Below are 21,418 nucleotides of genomic sequence, written 5' to 3'. Positions count from 1 at the left end.
GACGCGAAGGAGCACGACAGCACATGACCGAGACCAAACTCGGCACCGAATCCCGCACCGCCGTGATCGACAACGGGTCCTTCGGCACCCGCGAGATCACCTTCTCCACCGGTCGGCTGGCTCGCCAGGCCGCCGGTTCCGTCATCGCCCAGCTGGGCGAGACGGTTGTTCTCTCCGCCACGACCGCCGGTAAGCACCCGAAGGAGCAGTTCGACTTCTTCCCGCTGACCGTCGACGTCGAGGAGCGGATGTACGCCGCGGGCCGCATCCCCGGCTCGTTCTTCCGCCGTGAGGGCCGGCCGAGCGAGGACGCGATCCTCACCTGCCGCCTGATCGACCGGCCGCTGCGCCCGTCCTTCGTGAAGGGCCTGCGCAACGAGGTCCAGGTCGTCGAGACCATCCTCGCGCTCGACCCGCAGCACCCGTACGACGTCGTGGCGATCAACGCCGCCTCGATGTCGACCAAGCTCTCCGGCCTGCCGTTCTCCGGCCCGATCGGGGCGACCCGCGTCGCCCACATCGACGGCCAGTGGGTCGCCTTCCCGACCCTGGAGGAGCTGGCTCGCGCCACCTTCGACATGGTCGTGGCCGGCCGCACGCTCGAGGACGGCGACGTCGCGATCATGATGGTCGAGGCCGAGGCCACCCCGAACGCCGTCGCCCTGATCTCGGCCGGTGCCACCGCCCCGACCGAGGAGGTCGTCGCCAGCGGCCTGGAGGCCGCCAAGCCGGCGATCCGTGAGCTGTGCCGCGCGCAGAGCGAGCTGGCCGAGGTCGCCGCCAAGCCGGTCACCGAGTTCCCGGTCTTCCTGGACTACCAGGACGACATCTACGACGCCGTCGCCGAGTTCGCTCGCGGTGACGTGGCCGAGGCGATTACCATCGCCGGCAAGGCCGACCGCGAGGAGGCCCTGGACCGGGTCAAGGCTCGGGTCGCCGAGGAGCTGGGCGCTCGGTTCGAGGGTCGGGAGAAGGAGCTCAGCGCCGCCTTCCGCTCGCTGACCAAGTCCGAGGTGCGCAACCGCGTGCTGCGCGAGCAGGTCCGCATGGACGGCCGCGGCCCGCGTGACATCCGGGCGCTCACCGCCGAGGTCGGCGTGCTGCCCCGGGTGCACGGTTCGGCGCTGTTCGAGCGGGGCGAGACCCAGATCCTGGGCGTCACCACGCTGAACATGCTCCGGATGGAGCAGATGGTGGACACGCTGTCCCCCGAGAACCGCAAGCGCTACATGCACAACTACAACTTCCCGCCGTACTCGACCGGTGAGACCGGCCGGGTCGGCTCGCCGAAGCGTCGCGAGATCGGCCACGGTGCGCTCGCCGAGCGTGCGCTGATCCCGGTGCTGCCGTCGCGCGAGGAGTTCCCGTACGCCATCCGGCAGGTGTCGGAGGCGCTCAGCTCCAACGGCTCCACCTCGATGGGTTCGGTCTGCGCGTCGACGCTGGGCCTGCTCTCCGCGGGTGTCCCGCTGAAGGCGCCGGTCGCCGGCATCGCGATGGGGCTCATCTCCGACGAGGTGGACGGCAAGACCCAGTACGTGACGCTGACCGACATCCTCGGTGCCGAGGACGCGTTCGGTGACATGGACTTCAAGGTCGCCGGCACGCCGGAGTTCGTCACCGCGCTCCAGCTCGACACCAAGCTCAACGGCATCCCGTCGGACGTGCTGGCTGCCGCGCTGCAGCAGGCGAACGAGGCCCGGCAGGTCATCCTCGGTGTCATGAAGGCCGCGATCGAGGCTCCGGCCGAGATGTCGGACTACGCGCCGCGGGTCACCACCGTCAAGATCCCGGTCGACAAGATCGGCATGGTGATCGGCCCGAAGGGTCAGACCATCAACGCGATCCAGGACGAGACCGGCGCCGAGATCTCCATCGAGGACGACGGCACGATCTACGTCGGCGCCACCAACGGCCCGTCGGCCCAGGCGGCCGTCGACCGGATCAACGGGATCGCCAACCCGACGCTGCCGAAGCAGGGCGAGCGCTTCCTCGGCACGGTGGTCAAGACCGCCGCGTTCGGCGCGTTCATCTCGCTCCTGCCGGGCCGTGACGGCCTGCTGCACATCTCCAAGGTGGGCGACGGCAAGCGGGTCGAGCGCGTCGAGGACTTCCTCAACGTCGGTGACCGGGTCGAGGTCGAGATCGCGGACATCGACGCCCGCGGCAAGATCTACCTCGACAAGGTCCGCCCGGAGGGCACCGAGGCTCCGGCCGCCGGTGAGGCCGCCGCTGGCGACCGGCCGGCTGGTCGGGACCGGGGCGACCGGGCTCCGCGTGACCGTGGCGACCGTGAGCGTGGCGGCGACCGTGGCGGGCGTGGCCCGGAGCGCGGCGGCGAGGGTGGCGGCGGCGAGGGTGGCGAGGGCGGCGAGCGTCCGCGCCGTCGGACCCGGCACAGCTGACCGTCGCACAACGCATCACCCACCCCTCGTCGAACCGGGAGCAAGTCGTGAGTCGGGCCATCAGCGCGCCGTTTCCACCGGATCGACGGGGGGTGGCCCCCGGCTGGCGGGCCAGCCAAGCGAGTCGAGTTCGGGACACCGGGGCGGGCCGCTCCGGCGGCACCGCCCGCGCGGTGACCCGGACGCTCAGCGACGACCCGCTGGGCGGCACGGTACGTCGTACCGTGCTGCCCAGCGGTCTGCGCGTCCTCACCGAGGCGATTCCGGCGATGCGCAGCGTGTCGTTCGGCATCTGGGTGGCGGTCGGCTCGCGTGACGAGACCGGCCCCCAGGCCGGTGCCGCGCACTTCCTCGAGCACCTGCTCTTCAAGGGCACCCACAAGCGGACCGCACTGGAGATCTCCTCGCAGATCGAGGCGGTGGGTGGCGAGACCAACGCCTTCACCACGAAGGAATACACCTGCTACTACGCCCGCGTGCTGGACGAGGACCTGCCGCTGGCGATCGACGTGATGTGCGACCTGGTAGCGGACTCGCTGTTGGAGCCGGCCGACGTCGAGACCGAGCGTGGCGTGATCCTGGAGGAGATCGCCATGCACGACGACGAGCCGGGTGACGAGGTGCACGACCTCTTCGTCCAGGCCGTCTACGGCGATCACCCGCTGGGCCGGCTGATCTCCGGCACCTCGGAGACCGTCACCCCGATGACCCGGCGGCAGATCCAGACCTTCTACCGGGGTCGCTACACCGCGCCGCAGATCGTCATCGCCGCCGCCGGCAACCTCGACCACGCCGCAGTGGTCAAGATGGTCCGTCAGGCCGTGCGCGGAACCCCGCTGGACAGCGACCCGGCCAGCCCGGCGCCGCACCGCGCGGCGACCCCGGCGGTACGCACCAAGCCGACGACCACACTGGTGGAGCCGAAGGAGACCGAGCAGGCACACGTCATCCTCGGCTGCCCCGGCATCGACCGGCTCGACGAGCGGCGGTTCGCCCTCGGGGTGCTCAACAACGTGCTCGGCGGTGGCATGTCCAGCCGCCTGTTCCAGGAGATCCGCGAGCAGCGTGGCCTCGCGTACTCGGTCTACTCCTACGCCAGCCAGTACGCCGACACCGGCCTGTTCGCCGTCTACGCCGGCTGCGCGCCGGGCAAGGTGGACGAGGTGCTGGCCCTGACCCGCGCCGAGTTGGCCCGGGTGGCCGCCGACGGGTTGACCGAGGCCGAGGTGGCCCGGGGCAAGGGGATGAGCAAGGGCTCGTTCGTGCTCGGCCTGGAGGACACCGGTTCCCGGATGAGCCGTCTGGCCAAGGGTGAGTTGCTCTACGGCGACCTGATGCCTGTCGACGAGCTGCTCCGCCGGGTCGACGAGGTCACAGTGGAGGACGTGAACGTGCTCGCCGCCGAGCTGCTCAACCGGCCGATGTCGCTGGCCGTGGTGGGCCCCTTCGGCGCGGGCGACTTCGCGGTCTGAGTCCTTCCGTCGCCAGCGCGGTCTGAGTCCTTCCACCGTTGCGCGGTCTGAGTCCTTCCGCTGCGGCCCTTTCGCGCGTGGCATCCCGGCGGGTGGATGCCCCGGATCCGGCCGGAAGGGCCCGTCCCGATTGGGATAGGTTGTGCCCCGTGACTGACGAGCAGGAGAAGACCCCCGCCGGGCTGGTGCGGGTCGGCGTGTTCGGAGCCCGCGGCCGGATGGGCATCGAGGTCTGCAAGGCTGTCGACGCCGCCGACGACCTCGCCCTGGTGGCGTCGATCGACCAGGGTGACGACCGTTCCGCCGTCTCCACCGCCGAGGTGGTCGTCGACTTCACCACGCCGGACGTCGTCATGGACAACCTCCAGTGGTGCATCGAGCAGGGCATCAGCGCGGTGGTCGGCACGACCGGCTTCACCGAGCAGCGGCTGGAGCAGGTGCGCGGCTGGCTGGCCGACAGGCCCGAGGTGGGCGTGGTCATCGCCCCGAACTTCGGTATCGGCGCGGTACTGATGATGCAGTTCGCCGCGCGGGCAGCCCGACACTTCGAGTCCGTCGAGATCATCGAGCAGCATCACCCGCGCAAGCTGGACGCCCCGAGTGGCACCGCCACCCACACCGCCCGGCAGATCGCCCGGGCCCGCGCCGAGGCCGGCCTCGGCCCGGTCCCGGACGCCACGAAGGACGAGGTGTCGGGTGCGCGCGGCGCCGACATCGACGGGGTACGCGTCCACGCGGTGCGCGCCACCGGCCTGGTGGCCCACCAGGAGGTGCTGTTCGGCGGTACCGGCGAGACGCTGACCATCCGGCACGACTCGTACGACCGGGTGTCGTTCATGCCGGGTGTGCTGCTGGCCGTCCGCGCGGTGCGCAACCGCCCCGGCCTCACCGTCGGCCTGGACGCCCTGCTCGACTGAGCTCAGACCTTCCCGCTCCCTCGTTGCTGGCACAGATCTTGGACAGTTGCCGTCACGCGCTGACTATTCAGTCACGCGCTGACGGAAACTGTCCAAGATCTCCGCACGCGGACCGACCGGGTAGCATCCGCCGATGATTGATGGTGGACACCTGGACCGGCGCGGGCGGCGAGTGACGCTGCGACCGGTGGACGACGACAACTGGCGTGCGGTGGCCGACGTCGCCCCGCGCGACGACCAGCGCCGCTTCGTGGCCGCGCTGGGCGCGCGCTACCTGCTGCTGAGCACCCGCTCCGAGGTGTGGAACTCGCTCGCGGTGTACGCCGACGAGACCGTCGTCGGTCACGTCATGTGGGGAGTGGACGACGACGGCTCACACTGGATCGGCGGGATGCTGATCGACGCCGCCGAGCAGGGCCAGGGCGTCGGCAGGGCCACCGTGCAGACGCTGGCCCCCTGGCTGGCGGCCCGAGAGGGCAACCCCCCGGTCCGCCTCTCGTACCACCCCGACAACACCCAGGCTGCCGCCCTCTACGAGTCCCTGGGCTTCCACCCGACAGGCGCGGTCGACGACGAAGAGCTGATCGCCGAACGAGCCCCCTGACCCCCTCCGCGATCTAGCACTTCCTGTCGCGACATAGAGAACATCCCACCCGTAACGGCAACCGAAACTGCAAGATCGCCGGGGCGGCGAGCCTGGGCCGGCGTCGATCATGGAGTTGTGGTGCCCCACAAATGGGTCGTACACGGAACTGTCGCCCACCACAACTCCATGATCGACCGGTGGGGTGGGGCGGGGACGGGCGCCGGCGGGGACGGGGCGCCGGGGAGGGGTCAAGGGCTGGGGAGGGTCAAGGGCTGGGGCGGGTTAGGCGGGGTGGGTTGGGGATTTTGGGCGGCGTTGGGTGGGGAGGGTTGGGGTTGGGGTTGGGGTTAGCGGGGTGGGGAGGTTGGTGACTGTGGCTTCGCCAGTGCGGTCGACAGACACGTGCACCGGGGTGTTGGCCACGCGGAGGCCGTCGACCGCTACGGCACCCAACTCTGCTCCCGCCAGGGGTGCCAGTCGGACCGTGCCGCCCGGCACGTCCGGGTAGAGCCCCGCGGCGGCCTGGAGCAGCAGCACCGCACCCGTCGCGGCCCACGCCTGCGGTCGGCACGCGGCCGGGTACGGCACCGGCCGGTTAACCAGTGAGCGGTCGTCGCCGCCGTACAGCTCCGGCATCCGGTAGTCGAACGCCTCGGCCGCGCTGAGCAGACCTTCGGTCAGGCCGAGCGCGGCCTCCCGGTGCCCGGCGCGGGCCAGCCCACCGAGCACGATCGCTGTGTCGTGGGTCCAGATCGAGCCACAGTGGTACGACAGCGGGCTGAAGCCGGCGTCGTCGCTGGACATGGTCCGCAGCCCGAACCCGGCGGCCATGGTGTCCGTGGTGAGCAGGCGCGCGACCTGGGCTTCCTCGTCCCGGTCGAGCAGGCCGGTGCCGAGCAGGTGGCCGATGTTGCTGGTCAGCGAGTCGACCGGGCGCTTGTCGCGGTCGAGGGCGAGCGCGGGCTGCGGGCCGTGGCGGCCGTCGACCCAGAAGCTCCTGCGGAACCGGCCGACGAGCGCGGCGGCGTGCTCGCGCCAGCGGTCGGCGTCCGGTCGGCCGAAGGCGTCCAGGAGGGCGGCTCCGTTCACGGCCGCCTCGTGCGCGTAACCCTGCACCTCGGCCAGCACGATCGGCGCGGTGGCCAGGGTGCCGTCGCGGAATCGGACGGCGTCACCGGAGTCCTTCCAACCCTGGTTGGACAGCCCGTGCCCGGTGGTGTCGACGTACTCGACCAGGCCGTCGCCGTCCGGGTCGGCGTGTTCGCCGAGCCAGCGCAGAGCCGCCTCCAGGTGCGGCAGCAGGGGCTCGACCTGCTCGGCGGGCATGCCCCAGCGCCACGCGTCGTGCAGCAGGTTGACCCAGAGCATCGTGGCGTCGACGGTGCCGTAGTACGCCGGCGGAAGGCGCAGGCCGTTGCCGGGCACCGTGAACTCGTGTCGGCGCAGCTCGTGCAGGATCTTGCCGGGGGCTTCGCCGGTCGCCGGGTCGAACCGGGTGCCCTGCCGGCGGGCGAGTACGCGCAGGGTGCCGGCGGCCAGGTCGGTGCCGAGCGGCAGCATCATCCGGGCGGCCCAGAGGCTGTCCCGGCCGAACAGGGTGAGGAACCAGGGCACGCCGGCGGCGAGGAACACGTCCCCGGGGGCGCCGGTCTCGGCCAGTCGGAGGCCGCGCAGATCGTCGAGGCTGCGGTCCAGCAGTCGGACGAGGCGTCGGTCGTCGGCGGTCACCTCGGGTCGGGACCACTCCGGCTCGCCGGCTGGGCCGACGACGACGGCGCGCGGGTCCTCGACGGTCAACTGCCAGCGCAGCACGGTCTCGCCGCCGGGAGGCAGGTGGACCGCCCACGCCAGCCGTGGCGCGGTGGCACGCTCGGCGTCGGCCAGCACGTCCGCGTCGGACGCGGTGACGGTGACTGTGATTCCTGCTCCCGACCAGGTGAGCACGCCCGGCTGGCCGGTCCTGGCCTCCAGCGCGGCGGCGGCGCCACCGGACTTGACGGCCTCGATGGGTGCCAGGTCGCAGCCGAGGTCGACGGTGACGGTGGCGTTTACGTCGACAGTGGCGGTGGAGACGATCCGCAGCTCCTCGGTGAGGCCGTTGCGGGTGGCCCGGCGCAGGCGGTCGACGCGGACCGTCGGGTCGGGGGTGGGGTCGCCGAGCCAGCGGGCCAGGCCGACGAAGCGTGCACCGTGTGGGCCGTCGTCGCCGCGGGTCAGCCCCTCGAGTTCCCGTTCGTCGACCCGCAGCTCGGCGCGGGAGAGCACCCGGGCGTCGGCGTGGAAGACGCCCTGGACGCCGGTCGGGCGGATCTGCCCGGTCGCGTCCCCCAGCGCGCTGGTCGGGGCGAAGACCACCCCTACCAACTCGTGCAGGAGGGGTTGCAGCTGGCGTTCGATCACGGTGTGGCTCCAGATCCTCGGGGTGCGGGGCGGCCATCTTGACAACGCGCCCCTGGCGGTGCAAAGTGCGAAACATTCCAGAAACTTGAACGATCCAATCCTGCCTTATCTAAATTGGATCGTTCAAGATGGCGAGAGGGATTAAGTGGCCGAAAAGGTGACCATCGCGACGGTGGCCCGGCACGCCCGAGTCAGCCGGCAGACCGTGTCCAACGTCCTCAACAGCCCGCACATCGTGCGGCAGGAGACCCGTCAGCGGGTCCAGGACGCGATCAACGCGCTCGGCTACCGGGCCAACCAGGCCGCCCGACAGATGCGTACCGGCCGGTCCCGCCTCATCGCCGCCCGCATCGACCCGACCCGCGACGGCATCAACGGCTCCGTGCTCGACCGCTTCCTGCACGGCCTCACCGAGACCGCCGACGCCGCCGGCTACCGGGTGCTGCTCTACACCGCCACCGACGACGAACGGGAGATCGCCACCTACGGCGACCTGCTCGGCACCTACGAGTTGGACGCGTTCGTGCTGGTGGGCACCAAGTACGGCGACCCGCGTACCGAATGGCTCGCCGACCGGGACGTACCGTTCGTGACCTTCGGCCGCCCGTGGGACGCGCTCGACGTGCACCCCTGGGTGGACGTGGACGGCGCCGCCGGCACCGCCCAGGCCACCCGGCGCCTGCTGGACGCCGGCCACCGGCGGATCGCCTTCATCGGCTGGCCCGACGGTTCCGGCGTCGGCGACGACCGGAGGGCCGGCTGGCGCGACGCGCTGCGCGCAGCCGGCGTCGACCCGACCGGGCTGCACCGGGAGACCGAGGACGGCATCGCCGAGGGGGAGCGGCTGATGCGTGACCTGCTCGTCGCCGTGGCGCCGAGCGCCGTGGTCTGCGCCAGCGACTCACTCGCCCTCGGTGCCCTCCAGGCGATCCGCGGCGTCGACCCGCAGGTGTCGGTGATCGGCTTCGACGACACGCCGGTGGCCGCCGCGGTCGGGCTGACGAGCGTCAGCCAACCGCTCGGCGACGCCGCCGCCCGCTGCGTGGACCTGCTCACCGGGGTCCTCGACGGCGACCGCGAGACCCCTACCCCCGTGCTGCTCCAGCCCTCGCTGGCGCTGCGGCACACCGCGTAGTTCCACACCCCCCCACCAGGAGAAACCATGGCACCCCGAACAATCACCCGGGCCGCGGTGGCCGGCCTCGCCGCCGTCGCCCTCCTCGGCTCCGCCGCCTGCGGCAGCGGCTTCGACGACTCCTCTGGCGACACCGCCCAGTCCAGCGGGCCGGCCAGCCTGCAGATCCTGATCGGCTCGTCCGGCGAGGCCGAGACCAAGGCGGTGCAGGACGCCGCCGCGAAGTGGGCCGGCAGCTCCGGCAACACAGCGACTGTCACCCCGGCGCAGGACCTCACCCAGCAGCTCGGTCAGGCTCTCGCCGGCGGCACCCCGCCGGACGTCTTCTACGTGGACGCGGCCCAGTTCGCCGACTACGCGAGCGTCGGCGCCCTCGAGCCGTACGGCGACAGGGTCAGCAACCCGGGCGACTTCTACGAGAGCCTGCGCACCGCCTTCACGTACGACGGCAAGCTCTACTGCGCGCCGAAGGACTTCTCGACCCTGGCCCTCCAGATCAACACCGACCTGTGGACCAGGGCCGGGCTGACCGACGCCGACGTGCCGACGACCTGGGACCAGCTCACCGCGGTCGCCCAGAAGATCAAGGCGAAGGGGCAGGTCCCGCTCGCCATCGGTGACACCCGGGACCGGATCGGCGCCTTCATGGTGCAGAACGGTGGCTGGCTGACCAGCAAGGACGGCAAGCAGCCCACGGCGGACACCCCGGAGAACCTGGCCGCCCTCCAGTACGTCAAAACCCTGCTCACGACCGGGCTGGCCAAGTACCCGAAGCAGCTCGACGCCGGCTGGTCCGGTGAGGCGTTCGGCAAGGGCAAGGCCGTGATGACCATCGAGGGCAACTGGATCAAGGGTGCCCTGCAGAACGACTTCCCGAACGTGAAGTACAAGGTCGTGGCGCTGCCGGCCGGCCCCAAGGGGCAGGGCACCCTCTCCTTCACCCAGTGCTGGGGTGTCGCCGCCAAGAGCAAGCACAAGGACCAGGCGATCAAGTTCGTCGAGGCGATGACCAGCGGCGAGCAGCAGATGGCCTTCGCCAAGGCGTTCGGCGTCATGCCGTCCCGGCAGTCGGCGGGCGAGCAGTACACCGCCGCCTTCCCGGCCGACAAGGTGTTCATCGACGGCGCCGCGTACGCCCAGGGCCCGGTGAACGCCCCGAAGATGGACAGCGTCCTCAAGGACCTCGACACCGGTCTGCAGGCGCTGGCCAACGGCGACCCGAAGACCATCCTGCAGAACTTCGACAAGAACGCCAAGGCGGCGCTCGGCGGCAGCTGAGGTGACGGCGGGGGCCCCGGGTGATCACCGGGGCCCCCGCCGCACGTCGGCCGGAGAGAGGAAGGGAGGGAGGGAAGATGGCAACCGAGACACTGACCGCCGCGACGACCGCGCCCGGGTCGGGTCCCCGCCGACGCAGAGGCGGCATCCGCAGCAACGAGAACCTCGCCGGCTGGCTCTTCGTCGCGCCGGTGATCGTCATTCTGGGGCTGTTCCTGCTGCTGCCGATCCTGATGGCGCTCTGGGTCAGCCTCACCGACTGGAACGGCCAGGGCAGCCCGTTCACCGGCGACGTCCCGTTCGTCGGCGGCCACAACTACACCCAGTTGTTCACCGAGGACGGGCTGGCCCGCCGCGACTTCATGACGAGCATCCGCAACAACATCTACTACGTGGCGATCGTGGTGCCGGCGCAGACGGTGCTCGCGCTCGGACTGGCGTTGGTCGTCAACAACCGGATGCTCAAGGGCAAGAGCTTCTTCCGCAGCGCCTTCTACTTCCCCTCGGTCACCAGCTCGGTCGCGATCAGCGTGGTGTTCCTGTTCCTCTTCGCCAACTCCGGCGCGGTGAACGCGCTGCTCGGCTTCGTCGGCATCGACGGCCCGGAGTGGTTCGCCGACTCCCGGGGCGTGCTGCACCTGCTGTTCGGCGCGGTCGGCGTGGACTCGCCACCGGCGGCACTGACCGACGGCGGCCCGTTCGGGCTGACCTGGTGGGACTGGTTGGCCGGCCCGAGCGTGGCGATGATGTCGATCATCACGTTGGTCATCTGGACCACGTCCGGCACCTTCATGCTGATGTTCCTCGCCGGGCTGCAGAACGTGCCGGTAACGCTTGACGAGGCCAGCACCCTCGACGGCGCGTCCCGGTGGCAGCGCTTCCGGTACGTCACCCTGCCGATGATCAGACCCACCACCTTCCTGGTGCTCACCCTCGGCACGATCGGCTCCTGGCAGGTCTTCGACCAGGTGTACGTGATGAGCCAGGGTGACCCGGCCAAGACCACACTCACCCCGGCGTACCTGTCGTACCGGACCGCCTTCCGGGACTTCGACTACGGCTCCGGCGCGGCGATCTCGTTCGTCCTGTTCCTGATCATCATCGTGCTCACGCTGATCCAGCGCCGGGCGCTGGCCGAGCGGGACACCGACCGGCCGCGACGCGGCTGGCGGCGTCGACGCGTACCGGAGAGGTCCTGAGATGGCAGTGCTCACCGACCGCCCGGCGGCGGCGCCCGCGCGGCGACACCAGCGCGCGGCCCGCACCCTCGCCACCCGCTTCCTCGGGTACGCCACGCTCGTCTTCTTCGGGCTGGTGTTCCTCTACCCGTTCGTCATCCAGATCGGCAACTCGCTCAAGACCGAGCCCGACGCGGCGGCGAACCCGCTGTCACCGTTCCCGGACCCGCTCACACTGGCCGGCTTCGAACGGATCTTCGCCGGCACCAACTTCCCGCTGTGGCTGGGCAACTCGCTGCTGGTGACGGTGCTGGTCACCCTCGGTCGGGTGTTCTTCGACTCGCTCGCCGGGTACGCGCTGGCCCGGCTGCGGTTCCGCGGCCGCGGCGGGCTGTTCGCCGCGGTCATCGCGGTGATGGCGGTGCCCGGGGTGGTGCTGCTCATCCCGAAGTTCCTGGTGCTCAACCAGCTCGGCCTCTACAACAGCTACGCCGGTCTGGTGGTGCCGCTGCTGGCCGACGCGGCGGGCGTGTTCATCATGAAACAGTTCTTCGAGTCGATCCCGGTGAGTGTCGAGGAGGCCGCCCGGATCGACGGGGCGAGCATCTTCCGTACCTTCTGGTCGGTGGTGCTGCCGATGGCGAAACCGGCGCTGATCACCCTGACCATCCTGTCGTTCCAGGGGTCCTGGAACGAGTTCCCACACAGCCTGGTGTCGGTGCAGGACCCGGACCTGTTCACCCTGCCGCGCGGACTGGCCGACCTGGTCAGCGGCTCCCTCGGCAAGGGCACCCAGTACCCGCTCAAGCTCGGCGCCGCGCTACTGGCCACCATCCCGGTGGCGATCATCTTCGTGGTGTTCCAGCGGTACTTCGTCCGCGACGCCAACGACGGCTCCGACAAGGGCTGACCCGGCCGGGTCACTCGCCGGGGCGGTCCTCGGCGAGTGGCTCGGTGGGCACCGCCACGTGCAGGCGCACCTGAGGCACCAGCATGTCGTCGACGTCAAGCGCCCGGGCCGCGCCGTCGGGCTCCCAGCCGGTGCTGGTGAGGAACTTCCGGGTCGCCTCGTCACCGTCGAACGCCCAGGCCACCGCCCGACTCATGCCGTCCTCCCGCCACAGGTCGACGGCGGCGGCGAGCAGCCGACTACCGTGCCCGCGCCGACCCCACCGCGGCTCCACCAGCAGGTCGGTCACCGCGGCCACGTCCGGGCCGAGCGCGTCGGCCGGCTCACCCGGGGCGAGAGCCTCGCCGTCGGCCGGGCCGGAGGCGGCGAACCCCACCAGATACGATTGCTCGGCCTGTTCGACGGCGACCAGCACCCGGTGCGCGCCCGAGGGCGGCTCCAGCACGGCGGCGCTCCACCGCCGGGCGAGGAACGCCTCGTCCAGGTTGTCGAGCACATGCCGAGGCAGGATCCGGCGATACGCGACCCGCCAGGTCGCGAGCTGGATGCGTGCGATCTCGCCGGCGTCCTCGGGACGCGCCGGGCGGACGTACCCGAGAGCCATGGGACGGAAGCCTACGCAGGGCGGGGGAGACGACGGTGGCGCAGGGTGCCAACAGGACGACCGCGCAGGTCGTCGGGGTGGTGGTGCTCGCCGCGGCGGTCACCGGGTTCCTCGCCGTCGCTGCCGTGCGGCACGGCTTCTTCGACTTGAAGGTCTACTACGGCGCGTTGACGTGGTGGGTGCACGACGGCGGGGAGATCTACGACTACCTCAAGCCGAACACCCAGTACGGCTTCACCTACCCGCCGTTCGCCGCCCTGGTCATGCTGCCGATGGCGTACCTGCCGTGGACGGCCGCGATCGTGGTGAGCGTCCTCGCCAGCGTGGCCACCACCACGGTGCTGATCTGGTGGCTCGTCGACCCGATCGCCCGCCGCGCCGGGTGGACCCGGTGGTTCGCCCTCGCCGTGGCGCTGTGCCTGGCCGCCGCGTTCGAACCGATGCGGGAGACCGTCAACTTCGGCCAGGTCAACACGCTGCTGCTCTTCCTGGTGGCGGTCGACCTGCTGCGACTGATGCCGGCCGGCAACCGGTGGACCGGGGTGGGCATCGGCCTCGCCACGGCGATCAAACTGACCCCCGGCGTGTTCATCGTCTACCTGCTGGTGACCGGGCGGTGGCGGGCGGCGCTCACCGCCAGCGGCACCGCCGCCGGGGTGTCGTTGCTGGCCGCCGCGCTCTTCCCGGACGCGTCCCGGGAGTTCTGGACCGAGGCCCTGTGGAACACCGGACGGGTGGGCGAGTTGGCCTTCGTCTCCAACCAGTCGCTGCGCGGGGTGGTCGCCCGGCTCGACCCGGAGCACCCGAGCACAGTGCTCTGGCTGCTGCTGGTGCTCGGCACCCTGGCGCTCTGGGCCTGGCGGTCCCGGGCCGCCGTCGCGGCCGGCGACGAGGCGACCGGCCTGGCGCTCACCGGCGCGGTGATGTGCCTGGTCAGCCCGGTCACCTGGGTGCACCACCTGGTCTGGCTGCTGCCCGCGTTGATCCTGCTCGTCGACAACGCGATGGCCGCGCCGGCCGGCCGCCGACGGCGGGTCCTGCTGGTCGCCGCGACCATCGGGTACGCGCTGCTGATCAGCCGGACCGTCTGGGTCTGGGAGAAGGACTTCACCGGCGTCGACGGCTTCCTGGGCAGCAACGCCTACGTGTGGATCAGTCTCGCGCTGTTGGCTTTCCTGCCCATCCGCCGGTGGCTGACCCCGAACGGGTCAGCTGTCGAGGCGTCCGGCGTACCGCAGCTCGACCAGCCCGACCGGCGGGCCCCCACCGGCCAGCGGCACCTGGTAGGTCGACCGCTCACCGTCCGGTGACAGGCCGGCGCGTTCGCAGAACCGCCGGGCCCGCCGGTTGTCCGCCAGCACCCACGCCCGGTAGTCGGCCCAGCCCCGCTCGGTGAGCCCGCACCGGGCGGCGTCCAGCAACGCCGCCGCGGTCCCGTCACCCCAGTGGGCCGGCTCCACGTAGAGCGCCACCACCTCGCCGACCGTCGGGTCCAGGTCGTCCCGGTCCTGGTTGCGGCGGTACGGCCCGAAGGTGGTGAAGCCCACCACCGACCCGTCCACCTCCCCGAGCAGGGTGATGAACGGGTGTTCCGGATCGGCTGTGCCAACGTCGCGACGACGCTGCGCCCAGGCCACCACGTTGAGCCGCCCGAGCACCTCGTCCGGCATGAAGCCGGCGTAGCCCGCCTGCCAGCCGTGCACGTGTACCAGGGCGACCGCCTCGGCGTCGTCCGGCTCCTCCCGACGGATGGTCAGCATTGCACCGTTCTATGCCCCGTTGGTCGTCACGTCCAGCTTCCCGCACCGGAGTCGTACCGATGAATTAAGGTCGCCGACGATGACCGCGCCGGAATCACTCTCTCTCGCCCAGGCCCGCCGTGTGGCGCTCGCCGCCCAGGGCTTCGCCGACCCGGCGCCCACGGGCACGCCCACCCGCCGGCACCTGCGTCGCGTGCTGGGCCGGGTCGGGCTGATCCAGATGGACTCGGTCAACGTGCTGCAACGCGCGCACTACCTGCCGCTCTACAGCCGGCTCGGGCCCTATCCGACCACGTTGCTCGACCAGGCCGCCTACCGACGCCCGCGTGACCTGTTCGAATACTGGGGTCATGAGGCGTCGCTGGTCCCGGTGGAGCTGCACCCGATGCTGCGCTGGCGAATGGCCCGGGCGCACAGCGAATCCTGGGGCGGCATGCGGCGGATCGCCCAGGAGCAGCCGGAACTGGTCGCCTGGGTCCGCGACGAGGTGGCCGCCCGGGGGCCGCTCACCGCCGCGGAGATCGAGCACGACGCCCCCCGCGAGACCGGCAACTGGGGGTGGAACTGGTCAGCGGTCAAGCGCGCGTTGGAGTTCCTGTTCTGGGCCGGCGAGGTGACCGCCGCCGAGCGCAGCACCTCCTTCGCCCGCCGCTACGACCTGCCCGAACGGGTGCTGCCAGCGGCGGTGCTGGCCGCGCCCACCCCGACCGACGCCGAGGCGTACCGGACGTTGGTTTCCCTCGCCGCGCGGTCCCTCGGGGTCGCCGCCGAGCCGGAGCTGCGCGACTACTTCCGGTTGCCGCTGGCCGGCGCCCGGCAGGCCGTCGCCGAACTGGCCGAGGCCGGTGAGCTGGTGCCGGTCACCGTGGCGGGCTGGCGACAGCCAGCTTGGCTGCACGCGTCCGCCCGATTGCCCCGCTGGGTGCGGGGCAACACACTGGTCAGCCCCTTCGATCCGCTGATCTGGGAACGCGCCCGCACCGAGCGGCTGTTCGACTTCACCTACCGGATCGAGATCTACGTTCCGGCGCCACAGCGGGTCTTCGGCTACTACGTGTTGCCGTTCCTGCAGGGCGACCGGTTCACCGCCCGGGTCGACCTGAAGGCCGACCGGAAGGCCGGGGTGCTGCTCGTACCGGCCGCCTGGCTCGAACCCGGCGCCGACCCGGGGGAGACCGCCGTCGCGCTCGCCGCCGAGCTGTACCGCCTGGCTGGTTGGCTCGGCCTGGATGCGGTGGCCCCGCCAGCGGCCGGCGATCTGGCTGGTCCGCTCAGCGCCGCGTTGGCCGGCGTGTCCGGTGTACCGTGAGCGCGTGACGAGCGCTCCCGGACCGGTCGACCAGCCGCAGCCAGCCCCCGGCGCCGTCCACACGGCACCGACCGACGGTGGTACGGGTCCCGGCGGCTTCGGTCCCGGTGGCTTCGGTCCCGCTGGCTCTGGTCCCGCTGCCGCTGGTCCCGGCGGCTTTGGTCCCGGTGGCTTCGGTCCCGGCGGCTTCGGTCCCGGCGGGTCCGGTCCGGAGGGTTGGCCGACCACCCCGCCAGGTGGCTACCCGGCGCCTGAACCGGACCGGCTCACCCGATTCGTGTTGCGGCTCTACGAACGCTCCCCGCGCTGGGCAGTGCCGCTGGCCGCGGTCGGCTGCGTCGCGATCGGCATGAGCTACGCGCTGCTCAGCAACCCGACCTACGCCGACCCGGATGCCGCGCCCACCTGCCTGCTCAAGTTGACCACCGGGCTGGACTGCCCGGGCTGCGGTGGCACCCGAGCGCTCTGGTACGTGCTGCACGCCGACCTGCCGGCCGCCGCCCGGCACCACTTCCTGTTCGTCTTCGCGCTGCCGTTCCTCGCGTACCTCTTCGTGGCCTGGGCGGGAAACCAGGCGTTCGGTTGGCGCCTACCCGAGCTGCGGATCAGCTCGAAGGTCATCGGCGGATTCCTGGCCGCGTGGCTGGCCTTCTCGGTGCTACGCAACCTGCCCTGGGCGCCGTTCACCTCGCTCTACGTCTGACCGCGCTGCTACCGGCCGCGCTGCTACCGGCCGCGCTGCTACCGGCCGCGCTGCTACCGGCCGCGCTGCTACCTGCCGCGCTGCTACCGGCCGCGCTGCTACCGGCCGCGCTGCTACCGGCCGGGCTGCTACCTGCCGCGTTGCTGCCGGCCAGGCTGCTACCGGCCGGGCTGCTACCGATCGCGTTGCTGCCGGCCGGGCTGCCACCGGCCGGGCTGCTACCGATCGCGTTGCTGCCGGCCGGGCTGCTACCGACCGCGTTGTTGCCCGCGGGGCTGCCGTCTGAGGCGCCAGTGCCCGATGGGCCGCCGCCCGACCTGCCGCCGCCCGACCTGCCGCCGCCCGACCTGCCGCCGCCCGACCTGCCGCCGCCCGATGGGCCGCCGCCCGACGGGCCGGTGCCCGGATGCGGCCGGCGGGCGGATGCGGGCTCGGCCGGCGTGCGTTGTCCTGGCGTCCTTTGGAGTTGACTCGTTTACGACATCACGGGTCTCCTCCTGCGCCGAACACCCATGATCGACTCGGCATTCAGGAAACCGGGCCATCCACCTGACCCGGATACCCCGACTTCCGGGAACCCGAGTCGATCACCCTAGTCGGCACCTGCATATCCGCGCCCGTGGCGCACGGCAGCCGATGCGCCTCGCCCCAAGGTCGCGCTCGATCCTGGATGTAGTGGGGTCGGGCGTGACAGATGCCACTACATCCAGGATGTTGCGCGATCTTGCGAGCGGAAGCCGCTGCCGAACTGCTCAACTTGTTCGGGTCGCTTGGGCGCCTGAGCGGCGCTCGGGTCTCCGTCGTCGGCTTGGTCGGCCCATCCATCCCGGGGCTGATGTCGCCAACGATTCAGCTCCAAAGGACGCCGACGGAACCGTCCGCCCGGGTCTCGACGACGATGCCCCGCCCCGCCTCAAGGCCCCGCTCTCGGCCTCCGGCCCCTCGGCCTCCGGCCCCTCGGCCTCCGGCCCCTCGGCCCCGGACCTCCGGCAACGTCCAGTCGGCACTGACCGCGCCTCCGGCCCCCGGCCCCCGGCCTAAGGCCCCGCCCTTGGCTCCCGGCTCCGGCCCGGCCAAGGCCCTCGCCCTCGCCCTCGCCCTCGCCCTCGGCCCAAGAGTCGGGGACGTCGGTTGGTGGGTCGTTGTCTGAGTGATCGACATTGCACGGGGCGCGCCTGAGTTGGGTCGGGCGGCACCCCACCACTAAAGTCCCAGGAATGCCGGACATGGTGCAGCCCCAGGTCAAGTTGATCGCGTGGACCCAATTCGCGGCCCCGGACGACGTGCCGTGGTCGACCGACGCGGAGGGCGGCCAGGCGCTCGCCGAGTTCGCCGGTCGGGCCTGCTACCAGTCGTGGAAGAAGCCGAACCCGGCGACCGCCACCAACGCCGGCTACCTGGCGCACATCCTCGAGGTTGGGCACCTGAGTGTGCTGGAGCACGGGTCGGTCACCTTCTACTTCACCGGGGTGTCCCGCTCCTTCACCCACGAGTTGATCCGGCACCGGCACTTCTCGTACTCCCAGCTCTCCCAGCGTTACGTCCCGGAGCGGGACGCGGCAATGGTCGAGCCGGCCGTCATCGCCGACGACCCGGAGCTGCACAAGAAGTTCGTGGAGGCCGCCGAGGCGAGTGTTCGGGCGTACACCGAGTTGCTTGAGGGCCTGGAGCAGCGCTTCTCCGACGAGCCCAACCCGACGCTGCGCCGCAAGCAGGCCCGGCAGGCGGCCCGTGCGGTGCTGCCCAACGCCACCGAGACCCGGATCGTGGTCTCCGGCAACTACCGGGCCTGGCGGCACTTCATCGCGATGCGGGCCACCGAGCACGCCGACGTGGAGATCCGTGAGCTGGCCGTCGAGTGCCTGCGCCAGCTGCAGGGTGTCGCCCCCAACGTGTTCGCCGACTTCGTGATCTCCACGCTGTCGGACGGCACCGAGGTGGCGGCCAGCCCGCACGAGGCGTCCTGAGCCCTTCCCCGGCGGGCTCCGGCTGGTCGTCCGCTAGGTTGGAGGGTATGACGCACGACCACCTCGATGCCGCGGCCCGACCGGCGTCCCGCCCCTTCGGCCGGCTGATCACAGCCATGGTGACCCCGTTCACCCCCGACGGTTCCCTCGATCTCGACGGCGTCGCCCGGCTGGCGAGCCACCTGGTCGACGAGCAGGGCAACGACGCGCTGGTGGTCAACGGCACCACCGGCGAGTCGCCGACCACCACGGAAGCGGAGAAGGAGCAGCTGATCCGGGCCGTGGTGGAGGCTGTCGGTGACCGGGCCAAGGTGGTCGCGGGCGTTGGCACCAACGACACGCGGCACACCATCGAGCTGGCCGCAGCCGCCGAGAAGGCGGGTGCGCACGGCCTGCTGGTGGTCACCCCGTACTACAACAAGCCGCCGCAGGCGGGGTTGGTCCGGCACTTCACGGCCGTCGCCGACGCCACCGGCCTGCCGGTGATGCTGTACGACATCCCGCACCGTTCCGGTGTGCCGATCGAGACCGAGACGCTGGTGCGGCTCGGCGAGCACGGCCGGATCGTCGCGGTCAAGGACGCCAAGGGCGACCTGACCGCCACCAGCTGGGTGACCAGCCGGACCGCTCTCGCCTTCTACTGCGGCGAGGACGCTCTCACCCTGCCGGCGCTGGCCGTCGGTTCGGTGGGCGTGGTCGGCACCTCCACGCACTTCACCGGGGGGCTGACCGCACAACTGATCGATGCGTACGACGCGGGAGACATGGCGACCGCGCTGGCGCTGCACCGGCGGCTGCTGCCGCTGTTCACCGGCATCTTCCGCACCCAGGGCGCGATCCTGGTGAAGGCGGGCCTGGCAGCGCAGGGCCTGCCGGCCGGCCCGGTGCGACCCCCGCTGGTGGACGCCACCGACGACGAGATTGCCCAGCTGCGCGCGGACTTCGCGGCAGCGGGCCTGGAGCTGCCCGAATGAACGAACGACACGATGGACGTCGAGTAACGGCGTCGCAGAATGAGGTGGACGCGTGACCGAGGCGCACATCGAGGCGGAGCTACCCCCGCCGCTGCCGGAAGGTGGCCTGCGGATCATCCCGCTCGGCGGGCTCGGCGCCATCGGTCGGAACATGACCGTCTTCGAGTACGACGGCAAGTTGCTGATCGTCGACTGCGGCGTGTTGTTCCCCGATGTCGAGCAGCCGGGTGTGGATCTGATCCTGCCCGACTTCGGTCCGATCCTGGACCGGCTGGCCGACGTCCAGGCGATCGTGCTGACGCACGGTCACGAGGACCACATCGGCGCGGTGCCGTACCTGCTCGCCCACAAGCCCGACATCCCGCTGGTCGGCTCACAGTTCACCCTCGCCCTGGTCGAGGCGAAGTTGGCCGAGCGGCGGATCCAGCCGTACACGCTGACCGTGCGTGAGGGCGGTCGCGAGCGGCTCGGCCCGTTCGAGTGCGAGTTCTTCGCTGTCAACCACTCGATCCCGGACGCCCTCGCGGTGGCCATCCGCACCCCCGCCGGCCTGGTGCTGCACACCGGCGACTTCAAGATGGACCAGTTGCCGCTGGACGGCCGGATCACCGACCTGGCCGGTTTCGCCCGGCTCGGCGCCGAAGGCGTCGACCTGCTGCTGTCGGACTCCACCAACGCGGAGATCCCCGGTTTCGTCACCCCGGAGCGGGAGATCGGCCCGGTGCTCGACTCGATCTTCGCGAAGGCCAAGGGCCGGATCATCGTGGCGTCGTTCGCCTCGCACGTGCACCGCGTGCAGCAGGTCTTCGACTCCGCCGCCGAGCACGGCCGCAAGGTCGCGCTGATCGGCCGGTCCATGGTCCGCAACATGGGCATCGCCCGGGACCTCGGCCTGCTCAACATCCCGGCCGGCCTGGTCATCAGCATCGACGAGGCGACCACGCTGCCGCCGGACGAGATCGTGCTGATGTCGACAGGTTCCCAGGGTGAGCCGATGAGCGCGCTGGGCCGGATGGCCAGCGGCGACCACCGGCACATCACCATCGCCCCCGGTGACACGGTCGTGCTGGCTTCCTCACTGGTGCCCGGCAACGAGACCTCGGTCTACCGGGTGATCAACCGGCTCGCGCGGGCCGGCGCGGTGGTCGTGCACAAGGACGTGGCCAAGGTGCACGTCTCCGGGCACGCCCCGGCCGGGGAACTGCTCTACCTGCTCAACGTGGTCCGGCCGAGCAACCTGATGCCCGTGCACGGCGAGTGGCGTCACCTGCGCGCCCACGCCCGGCTCGGCATCGAGTCCGGGGTTGCCGCCGACCGGGTGGTGATCTGCGAGGACGGCGACGTGGTCGACCTGGTCGAGGGCCGAGCCAGCCTGGTCGGGCACGTGAAGAGCCGGTACGTCTACGTGGACGGCCTCGCCGTCGGTGACGTCAGCGAGTCGCTGCTCACCGAACGGCGGATCCTCGGTGACGGAGGGTTCATCGCCACCACGGTGGTCGTCGACTCGGTCACCGGCAAGGTGGTCGCCGGCCCGACGCTCTCCGCGAAGGGCTTCTCCGAAGACCCGGAGGCGTTCAACCCGGTGGTGCCGTTGGTCACCGAGGCGCTCAACCGGGCCGCGGCGGACGGCATCACCGACCCGCACCAGCTTCAGCAGATCGTCCGACGGACCGTGGGGCGGTGGGTCAACGACAAGTACCGTCGTCGGCCGATGATCGTGCCCACCGTCGTCGAGGTCTGACCGCACGCGTCACGATGCCCGTCCGCACACGAGGTGCGGGCGGGCATCGCCGTTTTCACGATTGGGCTCGCCAGTGCGG

18 protein-coding genes are annotated in these 21,418 nt (G+C 71.2%); 15 read left to right on the top strand and 3 right to left on the bottom strand.

The features are described 5' to 3' along the window. Window positions 1–23: 23 nt before the first annotated feature. From ABZU43_RS28745 to ABZU43_RS28730, 4 genes are all read left to right on the top strand, one after another. A complete protein-coding gene (locus tag ABZU43_RS28745) occupies window positions 24–2,405 on the top strand; it encodes a polyribonucleotide nucleotidyltransferase (RefSeq protein ID WP_355009560.1) in 2,382 nt (793 codons plus the stop codon). 47 nt (window positions 2,406–2,452) lie between these two features. Further along, on the top strand, window positions 2,453–3,877 hold the full coding sequence (locus ABZU43_RS28740; protein ID WP_355009559.1) for a pitrilysin family protein: 1,425 nt from the start codon (window positions 2,453–2,455) through the stop codon (window positions 3,875–3,877). Between the two features lie 149 nt (window positions 3,878–4,026). After that, window positions 4,027–4,794: a 4-hydroxy-tetrahydrodipicolinate reductase gene (gene dapB / locus ABZU43_RS28735; RefSeq protein WP_355009558.1), complete on the top strand. Its 768-nt coding sequence runs from the start codon at window positions 4,027–4,029 to the stop codon at window positions 4,792–4,794. A 133-nt stretch (window positions 4,795–4,927) separates the two neighbouring features. Continuing rightward, entirely contained in the window at window positions 4,928–5,398 is a 471-nt protein-coding gene (locus tag ABZU43_RS28730) for a GNAT family N-acetyltransferase (RefSeq protein WP_355009557.1), read from the top strand. Between the two features lie 264 nt (window positions 5,399–5,662). Here the strand turns inward: ABZU43_RS28730 and ABZU43_RS28725 are convergent, their stop codons facing one another. Continuing rightward, window positions 5,663–7,780 (bottom strand): glycogen debranching N-terminal domain-containing protein, encoded by a 2,118-nt coding sequence (locus tag ABZU43_RS28725; protein ID WP_355009556.1) that lies wholly within the window; start codon window positions 7,778–7,780, stop codon window positions 5,663–5,665. Window positions 7,781–7,937: 157 nt separating this feature from the next. Here ABZU43_RS28725 and ABZU43_RS28720 point away from each other — a divergent pair, with 157 nt between their 5' ends. The 4 genes from ABZU43_RS28720 (at window position 7,938) to ABZU43_RS28705 (ending at window position 12,281) form a co-directional block, all read left to right on the top strand. Further along, entirely contained in the window at window positions 7,938–8,915 is a 978-nt protein-coding gene (locus ABZU43_RS28720; protein ID WP_355009555.1) for a LacI family DNA-binding transcriptional regulator, read from the top strand. Between the two features lie 27 nt (window positions 8,916–8,942). Beyond that, window positions 8,943–10,193 carry an extracellular solute-binding protein gene (locus ABZU43_RS28715; RefSeq protein ID WP_355009554.1) on the top strand — a complete coding sequence of 417 codons (1,251 nt, stop codon included), beginning with the start codon at window positions 8,943–8,945 and terminating at the stop codon, window positions 10,191–10,193. A 77-nt stretch (window positions 10,194–10,270) separates the two neighbouring features. Beyond that, on the top strand, window positions 10,271–11,392 hold the full coding sequence (locus ABZU43_RS28710) for a sugar ABC transporter permease (RefSeq protein ID WP_355009553.1): 1,122 nt from the start codon (window positions 10,271–10,273) through the stop codon (window positions 11,390–11,392). 1 nt (window position 11,393) lies between these two features. Further along, window positions 11,394–12,281 (top strand): carbohydrate ABC transporter permease, encoded by an 888-nt coding sequence (locus tag ABZU43_RS28705; RefSeq protein ID WP_355009552.1) that lies wholly within the window; start codon window positions 11,394–11,396, stop codon window positions 12,279–12,281. 10 nt (window positions 12,282–12,291) lie between these two features. On the opposite strand, the gene ABZU43_RS28700 is transcribed toward ABZU43_RS28705, so the two are convergent. Beyond that, entirely contained in the window at window positions 12,292–12,885 is a 594-nt protein-coding gene (locus tag ABZU43_RS28700; RefSeq protein ID WP_355009551.1) for a GNAT family N-acetyltransferase, read from the bottom strand. 35 nt (window positions 12,886–12,920) lie between these two features. Between ABZU43_RS28700 and ABZU43_RS28695 the strand changes: the two genes are divergently transcribed. Then, complete coding sequence (locus ABZU43_RS28695) at window positions 12,921–14,195, top strand: glycosyltransferase 87 family protein (protein ID WP_355009550.1); 1,275 nt, start codon at window positions 12,921–12,923, stop codon at window positions 14,193–14,195. Here ABZU43_RS28695 and ABZU43_RS28690 read toward each other — a convergent pair. Next, complete coding sequence (locus ABZU43_RS28690) at window positions 14,094–14,645, bottom strand: GNAT family N-acetyltransferase (RefSeq protein WP_355009549.1); 552 nt, start codon at window positions 14,643–14,645, stop codon at window positions 14,094–14,096. The two genes, ABZU43_RS28695 and ABZU43_RS28690, sit on opposite strands and share 102 nt — an antisense overlap. Window positions 14,646–14,724: 79 nt before the next feature. Between ABZU43_RS28690 and ABZU43_RS28685 the strand changes: the two genes are divergently transcribed. From ABZU43_RS28685 to ABZU43_RS28660, 6 genes are all read left to right on the top strand, one after another. Continuing rightward, window positions 14,725–15,954, top strand: a complete 1,230-nt coding sequence (locus ABZU43_RS28685; protein ID WP_355009548.1) for a crosslink repair DNA glycosylase YcaQ family protein — start codon at window positions 14,725–14,727, stop codon at window positions 15,952–15,954. Between the two features lie 4 nt (window positions 15,955–15,958). After that, window positions 15,959–16,657 (top strand): DUF2752 domain-containing protein, encoded by a 699-nt coding sequence (locus ABZU43_RS28680; RefSeq protein ID WP_355009547.1) that lies wholly within the window; start codon window positions 15,959–15,961, stop codon window positions 16,655–16,657. Then, window positions 16,594–17,127 carry a hypothetical protein gene (locus tag ABZU43_RS28675; protein ID WP_355009546.1) on the top strand — a complete coding sequence of 178 codons (534 nt, stop codon included), beginning with the start codon at window positions 16,594–16,596 and terminating at the stop codon, window positions 17,125–17,127. The genes ABZU43_RS28680 and ABZU43_RS28675 overlap by 64 nt, the downstream gene beginning before the upstream one ends. A 756-nt stretch (window positions 17,128–17,883) precedes the next feature. Next, entirely contained in the window at window positions 17,884–18,624 is a 741-nt protein-coding gene (thyX, locus tag ABZU43_RS28670) for an FAD-dependent thymidylate synthase (protein WP_355009600.1), read from the top strand. 47 nt (window positions 18,625–18,671) lie between these two features. Next, on the top strand, window positions 18,672–19,598 hold the full coding sequence (gene dapA / locus ABZU43_RS28665) for a 4-hydroxy-tetrahydrodipicolinate synthase (protein WP_355009545.1): 927 nt from the start codon (window positions 18,672–18,674) through the stop codon (window positions 19,596–19,598). Window positions 19,599–19,650: 52 nt separating this feature from the next. Further along, window positions 19,651–21,339, top strand: a complete 1,689-nt coding sequence (locus ABZU43_RS28660) for a ribonuclease J (protein WP_355009544.1) — start codon at window positions 19,651–19,653, stop codon at window positions 21,337–21,339. The last annotated feature ends 79 nt before the right edge of the window (window positions 21,340–21,418 follow it).

Origin of the sequence: Micromonospora sp. NPDC005205, assembly GCF_040608275.1 — a bacterium.
GTDB lineage: Bacteria > Actinomycetota > Actinomycetes > Mycobacteriales > Micromonosporaceae > Micromonospora.
The sequence above is the reverse complement of the archived record's forward strand: the minus strand, read 5'-3'. Positions and strand labels throughout refer to the sequence as shown.

Excerpts from the sequence above, each read along its gene's own strand:
- ABZU43_RS28710 (WP_355009553.1), top strand. The coding sequence starts at position 10,271 with ATGGCAACCGAGACACTGACCGCCGCGACGACCGCGCCCGGGTCGGGT.
- thyX (WP_355009600.1), top strand. The coding sequence starts at position 17,884 with ATGGTGCAGCCCCAGGTCAAGTTGATCGCGTGGACCCAATTCGCGGCC.
- ABZU43_RS28700 (WP_355009551.1), bottom strand. The coding sequence starts at position 12,885 with ATGGCTCTCGGGTACGTCCGCCCGGCGCGTCCCGAGGACGCCGGCGAG.
- ABZU43_RS28745 (WP_355009560.1), top strand. The coding sequence starts at position 24 with ATGACCGAGACCAAACTCGGCACCGAATCCCGCACCGCCGTGATCGAC.
- ABZU43_RS28685 (WP_355009548.1), top strand. The coding sequence starts at position 14,725 with ATGACCGCGCCGGAATCACTCTCTCTCGCCCAGGCCCGCCGTGTGGCG.
- ABZU43_RS28690 (WP_355009549.1), bottom strand. The coding sequence starts at position 14,645 with ATGCTGACCATCCGTCGGGAGGAGCCGGACGACGCCGAGGCGGTCGCC.
- ABZU43_RS28715 (WP_355009554.1), top strand. The coding sequence starts at position 8,943 with ATGGCACCCCGAACAATCACCCGGGCCGCGGTGGCCGGCCTCGCCGCC.
- ABZU43_RS28705 (WP_355009552.1), top strand. The coding sequence starts at position 11,394 with ATGGCAGTGCTCACCGACCGCCCGGCGGCGGCGCCCGCGCGGCGACAC.
- ABZU43_RS28730 (WP_355009557.1), top strand. The coding sequence starts at position 4,928 with ATGATTGATGGTGGACACCTGGACCGGCGCGGGCGGCGAGTGACGCTG.
- dapA (WP_355009545.1), top strand. The coding sequence starts at position 18,672 with ATGACGCACGACCACCTCGATGCCGCGGCCCGACCGGCGTCCCGCCCC.